Raw genomic sequence first — 5583 nt, forward strand, 5'->3', positions numbered from 1 at the left:
CGGGCCGGGGCGGCCGGCGGGCGGACGGATGAGCCCCGGCCCGCACGCCGGCCGGGCCTGGCCTCCTGGCGGCGCGGGCACGACCGGAATGGGTACACGCCGCCAGGAGGAGCTCGGGCCGGGGGCTCCGCGAGGGAGCCCCCGGGGATCAGGGCCGGTCGGACCCGCCCTGTGCGGCCCCGCGCCCGGAGAGCCGCTCGACGCCGCGCAGGAGCGCCGAGTGGTCGAGCGAGCCGTCGCCGTCGGCCCGGGCGGAGGCGACCAGCTGGGCCACCACGGCGCCGACCGGCAGCGCGGCGCCCACGGCGCGGGCGGCGTCGGTGACGATGCCCATGTCCTTGTGGTGCAGGTCGATCCGGAAACCGGGGGCGAACTCGCGGTTCAGCATGTTCGCCTTCTTGCGGTTGAGCACCGTGGAGCCGGCCAGGCCGCCGCCGAGCACGTCCAGCGCGGCCGCCAGGTCGACGCCGGCGTTCTCCAGGAACACGACGGCCTCGGCGAGCACCTGGATGTTGACCGCGACGATCAGCTGGTTGGCGGCCTTGACGGTCTGGCCGGCGCCGGCCGGGCCGACGTGGACGACCGTGGTGCCCAGCGCGTCGAACAGCGGCCGGGCCTCGGCGAAGTCCTCGGCGGCGCCGCCGACCATGATCGACAGGACGGCCTCGACGGCACCGGCCTCGCCGCCGGAGACGGGGGCGTCCAGGGTGCGGACGCCCTTCTCCCCGGCGGCGGCCTCGACCTTGATCGAGGTCTGCGGGGTGATCGAGGACATGTCGATCACCAGGGCGCCGGGCGCGGCGTTCTCCACCACCCCGCCCTCGCCCAGGACGACCTGCTCGACCTGCGGGTCGGCCGGGACCATGGTGATGACCACCTCGGCGTCCTTCACCGCGTCCGCGATGCTGGTGGCACCGTGGCCGCCGGCCGCGACCAGGGCGTCGATCGGCGGCCGGGTGAGGTTGAAGCCGGTGACGTGGTGGCCGGCCCTGACCAGGTTGGCGGCCATCGGGCTGCCCATGATGCCGAGGCCGATGAAGGCGATCTTGCGGCTCATCGCGTCGAGTTTCCTTACGTGTGCGGGTGGGAGGTCGGGTGGGTCGGCGGCGAGGCCCGGCGAGGCCCGGCGACGCCGCGCGAGTCGGCGGCACACGGCTCGGCGGCGCGCACGCCGGCGCCATGCGGCTCGGCGGCGCGCACGCCGGCGGCATGCGGCTCGGCGGCGCTCATCGGCTCCGCCGCGCGGCCGGCTACCCGACGGCGCGCAGCTCGCGCGGCAGCCACCCGAAGCTGTCGGCGCTGACGCCGGTGGAGGGGCGGTACTCCAGGCCGATCGAACCGCTGCAACCCGCGGCCGTGAGCCTGGCGAAGAGGTCCTCGAAGTCCAGGTCGCCGGTGCCGGGCTCGTTGCGGCCCGGGTGGTCGGCGATCTGCACGTGGCCGATCCGGTCGGCGTACGCGTCGATGACCGCCGGCAGGTCCTCGCCGTTCCTGGCCAGGTGGTACAGGTCGCAGAGGAACCTGGCGTTCCCGAGGCCGGTGGCGGCGTTGACCTTGTCGACGACCTCGACGGCGGCGGCGGCCGAGACCAGCGGGTAGTGCGGCGACTCGTCCTTGTTCAGGGCCTCGACGAGCAGGATCGCGCCGATCCCGTGCGCGGCCCGCGCGGCGAGCACCAGGTGCTCCAGCGCGAGCGCGTCCTGCTCGGCCGGGTCGACGCCCTCGGCCCGGTCGCCGTACAGCGCGTTGAGCGCGGTGGCGCCGAGCGAGGCGGCGAGCTCCGCGGCGAACGGGAGGTTGGCGCGGAAGCGGTCCCGCTCGGACGGCACCGAGACGGTGCCGCGGGCGCCCCGGCTCAGGTCGTCCAGGAGGTTCAGGACGGTGAGCCGTACGCCGGCGTCGGTGAACGCCTTGCGCAGCGCGTCCAGACCGGCCTGCGAGGGGTCGTGCTCCGCCCCGAAGGGCCACCACAGTTCGGCGGCCGTGAAGCCGGCCGCGGCGGCCGCGGCGGGGCGCTCCAGGAGCGGCAGTTCGCCGAACAGGATCGACAGGTTGACCGTGAAGCCGTGCTGGGCTGCCGCCGTCACGTCGCTCACCTCTCTTCCCTCTTCCTTCATCCGCAACTTCCACGATCCGGAAGAGGGGTTCTGTGTGGTGGAAGCATTTCCGGCCCGCCGAGCGAGCGTCAAGGGAGTCGCAACAATTTGTTGAAGCCGCCTCATGGGCATGCCGCCGCCCGGGGCCGGACTGTTCGATCACCCGGGCCCTGCCCGCCCGCACCCCCGCTCGCTACAGTGACCCCGTGCGATTGATGGTGGAGTTCACGACAGAACCGTTCGAACTGGACACGTTCCCGGAGCACGCCGCGGCGGCCCGCAAGGTCGTCGACGAGGCCGGCCTGGCCGTGTCGGTCGGCCCCTTCGGCACCGGCGCCGAGGGCGGGGCCGAGCAGGTCCTCGCGGCGGTGACCAAGCTGCTCAGGGAGACCCTGGACGCCGGGGCGACCCGGATCTCGGTCCAGGTCAGCGTGCTGGGCGAGGAGGACGGTACGCCGTGACCGAGAACGTGGAACACCCGCTCGCCGCGGCGGTGAAGCCGCTGCTGGCCGCGGTCGGCGCGACGCCCGTCCCCCTGGACGAGGCGAAGCCCGACGACGTGGTCCTGGAGTGGGAGGGCGTCCCGGCCCTGGCCGTCCGACTGCCCCACCTGGGCAGCGCGCTGGACCGGCTGCTCAGCGAGATGACCCGCCAGTTCGACGGCCGCCCGCTGGCCGGGCTCGACCGGCTGGAGAAGCAGCGGGTCGTCGCCCTACTGGAGGAGCGCGGCGCCTTCACCGTCCGCCACGGCGTGGAGACCGTCGCCTCCGCCCTGGGCGTCAGCCGCTTCACCGTGTACAACTACCTGAACCGCCAGGACGGCGCCAAGCCGTCCTGACGCCCCGGTTCGACGCCCTCCGGGGCACGTGCGGGCCCCCGCCCCGGGGCTTCCGAACGGGTGACCCCGCCGGCACGGCAGGAGTGGATCGGCCTGCGGCGGGGCACACTTGGCGAATCGCACACGAAAGGGCCCGGCATCGCGGCCCGGTTCAAAACGCAACCACCAACAGTTCAACAAAGTGTTGACGGCCGGGTGGGGTCGATCTAGCTTGTCCGGGTGGCACCACTCTTCAGGAGGTCCACCCGTGACCAACCACCCCCACGCCCTTGACGCCCTGGCCGCGGCCGACGCCGCGGAGCTGGAAGAGATCCTGCTGGAGGTGTGCTCCAGCCCCCGCTGGGCCGCCGCGGTCGCGGCGGCCCAGCCGTGGTCCGACCGTGAGGCCCTGCTCGCCGCCAACGCGGCGGCCATGGCGTCGCTGACGACCGAGGACCTGCGCGACGCGATGGCCGGACACGCCCGGATCGGCACGCCCGTGGCGGGCGACGCCACCTCCGAGCGCGAACAGGCCGGGATCCGGGGCGTGGACCAGGCGGTCCTCGACGAACTGCGCGAGGCCAACGCCGCCTACGAGGCCAAGTTCGGCCACGTGTTCCTGATCTGCGCGACCGGCCGCACCGCGGTCGGCATGCTCGCCGCCCTGCGCGAGCGCCACCCCAACGACGCCGCCGCCGAGGCGGAGACCGTCCGCGAGGAGCTGCGCAAGATCAACGACATCCGGCTCGACCGCCTGCTCGACACTTTCTGACGTACCGTCACATACTGTCGCACCGAACCTTCCCGGGAATCCCAGCGAAAATCTGACGCATCATCACCTCCGCCATCAGTAAGGCCACTTCACCCATGACCGGCATCTCCACCCACGTGCTCGACACCAGCCTCGGCCGGCCGGCCGAAGGCGTCCCGGTCGAGCTCGCACTGCACACCGAGGGTGGCTGGCAGGTGCTCGGCACCTCCGCCACGGACTCCGACGGCCGGGTCGCGGACCTGCCGGCCGTGGAGGCGGGCTCGGTCGTCCGGCTGCTCTTCGGCACCGGCGCGTACCACGCGCTCAAGTCCGCCGAACCGCCGTTCTTCCCCGAGGTCTCGATCGTCTTCACGGTCGCGCCCGAACAGCACCACTACCACGTGCCGCTGCTGCTCAACCCGTTCGGATACTCGGTCTACCGCGGAAGCTAGTGGACCGACCTTGAAAAGCTTAGGAGCCACGTCATGGCCCACGTGCTCGGTCAGAACCAGTACGGCAAGGCGGAGAACCGCATCGTCCGGATCCACCGCGACTCCTCCCGGCACGAGATCAAGGACCTGAACGTCTCGGTCTCGCTCCGCGGCGAGTTCGAGGACGTCCACCTCACCGGGTCCAACGCCAACTGCCTCCCCACCGACACCACCAAGAACACCGTCTACGCCTTCGCCAAGGAGCACGGCATCGAGTCGGCCGAGGCGTTCGGCATCCTCCTGGCGCGCCACTTCGTCGACGACACCGAGCGCGGCGTCGTGCACAGCGCCCGGATCCGGATCGAGGAGTACGCCTGGGACCGGATCAGGACGCCGGACAGCTCGGCCCGCTTCATCGGCTCGGAGGAGGTGGGCCACTCCTTCGTCCGCAGCGGCCAGGAGGTGCGCACCAGCGAGATCGTCTACGACGGGGAGTCCGTCCAGGTCGTCTCCGGCCTGAAGGACCTCGTCGTCATGAACTCCACCAACTCGGAGTTCTGGGGCTACATCAAGGACGGCTACACCACCCTCCAGGAGGCGTACGACCGCATCCTCGCCACCCAGGTCACCGCCCGCTGGAAGTTCGGCTACAGCGGGAAGGACGGCGAGGCCCAGCCCCACTGGAACCGCTCCTACACCCGGGTGAGGCGGCACCTGCTGGAGGCTTTCGCCGAGACCTACTCCTACTCGCTGCAGCAGACCCTGCACGCGATGGGCACCCGGGTCCTCAACAACCGCGCCGAGGTGGACGAGGTCCGCCTCGAACTGCCGAACAAGCACCACTTCCTGGTCGACCTGGAACCGTTCGGCCTCAAGAACGACAACGAGGTCTACTTCGCCGCGGACCGCATGTACGGCCTGATCGAGGGCACCGTGCACCGCGAGGGCGTCGTCCCGGTCATCCCGGTCGCCTGACCTCCCCCACCCGGTGGACGCCGCCCGGAAATCGCCGCACCTCCGGCCCCCACGGACCGGTCGGGTGCGGGCGGACCGCTCCATCCACGGCAACCGCTCCCGCGGTTCCACCCGCACCAGCCGTTCCATCCGCACCAGCCGTTCCATCCGCTCCAGCGGTTCCGTTCGCACCGGCGGTTTCTCCACCCCCACCCCCCACCCACCGGAGTTCGTGCCTGCCTCGCGGCGGCCGGCGGGGGCATCCTGGTCCTGCTGGGGCTGTTCCCCGTGCTGGGCTCGGTCGTCTCCCTGGTTCCGCAGCCTGTCCTCGGCGGCGCCGGGATCGTGCTCTTCGGCACGGTCGCGGCCAGCGGCATCCGCACCCTCGCGGAGGCCGGCATGGAGTCCGGCTCGCACACCATCCTGGTGTCGGTCTCCACCCAGGCGTCCGCCCGGCGCAGCGCGGTCGCGATCGCGGCGACCACCTCGGGACGGCTGGTCGCGAAGTCCCGGCGGGTGAAGAACACCGAACGG

General features: G+C 72.2%; 7 protein-coding genes and 1 pseudogene. 6 read left to right on the plus strand and 2 right to left on the minus strand.

The genetic code is table 11. The features are described 5' to 3' along the window. Positions 1–148 precede the first annotated feature (148 nt). On the minus strand, positions 149–1057 hold the full coding sequence (locus ACIQOV_RS25055; RefSeq protein ID WP_401052006.1) for a 2-hydroxy-3-oxopropionate reductase: 909 nt from the start codon (positions 1055–1057) through the stop codon (positions 149–151). Positions 1058–1250: 193 nt separating this feature from the next. Then, on the minus strand, positions 1251–2096 hold the full coding sequence (locus ACIQOV_RS25060; protein ID WP_401052009.1) for a TIM barrel protein: 846 nt from the start codon (positions 2094–2096) through the stop codon (positions 1251–1253). A gap of 206 nt (positions 2097–2302) precedes the next feature. Between ACIQOV_RS25060 and ACIQOV_RS25065 the strand changes: the two genes are divergently transcribed. The 6 genes and pseudogenes from ACIQOV_RS25065 to ACIQOV_RS25090 all read left to right on the plus strand — a co-directional run. After that, on the plus strand, positions 2303–2557 hold the full coding sequence (locus tag ACIQOV_RS25065) for a thiamine-binding protein (protein WP_359911788.1): 255 nt from the start codon (positions 2303–2305) through the stop codon (positions 2555–2557). Further along, positions 2554–2934, plus strand: coding sequence for a helix-turn-helix domain-containing protein (locus ACIQOV_RS25070; protein ID WP_401052012.1), 381 nt, complete (start codon positions 2554–2556; stop codon positions 2932–2934). The genes ACIQOV_RS25065 and ACIQOV_RS25070 overlap by 4 nt, the downstream gene beginning before the upstream one ends. 247 nt (positions 2935–3181) lie before the next feature. Next, the gene (uraD, locus tag ACIQOV_RS25075; RefSeq protein ID WP_401052014.1) at positions 3182–3685 is read left to right on the plus strand and encodes a 2-oxo-4-hydroxy-4-carboxy-5-ureidoimidazoline decarboxylase; all 504 of its coding nucleotides are present in this window, start codon (positions 3182–3184) and stop codon (positions 3683–3685) included. Positions 3686–3780: 95 nt separating this feature from the next. Then, entirely contained in the window at positions 3781–4116 is a 336-nt protein-coding gene (uraH, locus tag ACIQOV_RS25080) for a hydroxyisourate hydrolase (protein ID WP_359911797.1), read from the plus strand. Between the two features lie 33 nt (positions 4117–4149). Then, complete coding sequence (gene pucL, locus ACIQOV_RS25085; RefSeq protein ID WP_401052017.1) at positions 4150–5070, plus strand: factor-independent urate hydroxylase; 921 nt, start codon at positions 4150–4152, stop codon at positions 5068–5070. 219 nt (positions 5071–5289) lie between these two features. Then, positions 5290–5496, plus strand: a pseudogene (locus tag ACIQOV_RS25090) (solute carrier family 23 protein); the annotation flags it as partial. Positions 5497–5583: the final 87 nt, after the last annotated feature.

Origin of the sequence: Kitasatospora sp. NPDC091257 (assembly GCF_044757675.1) — a bacterium.
GTDB lineage: Bacteria > Actinomycetota > Actinomycetes > Streptomycetales > Streptomycetaceae > Kitasatospora > Kitasatospora lactacystinica.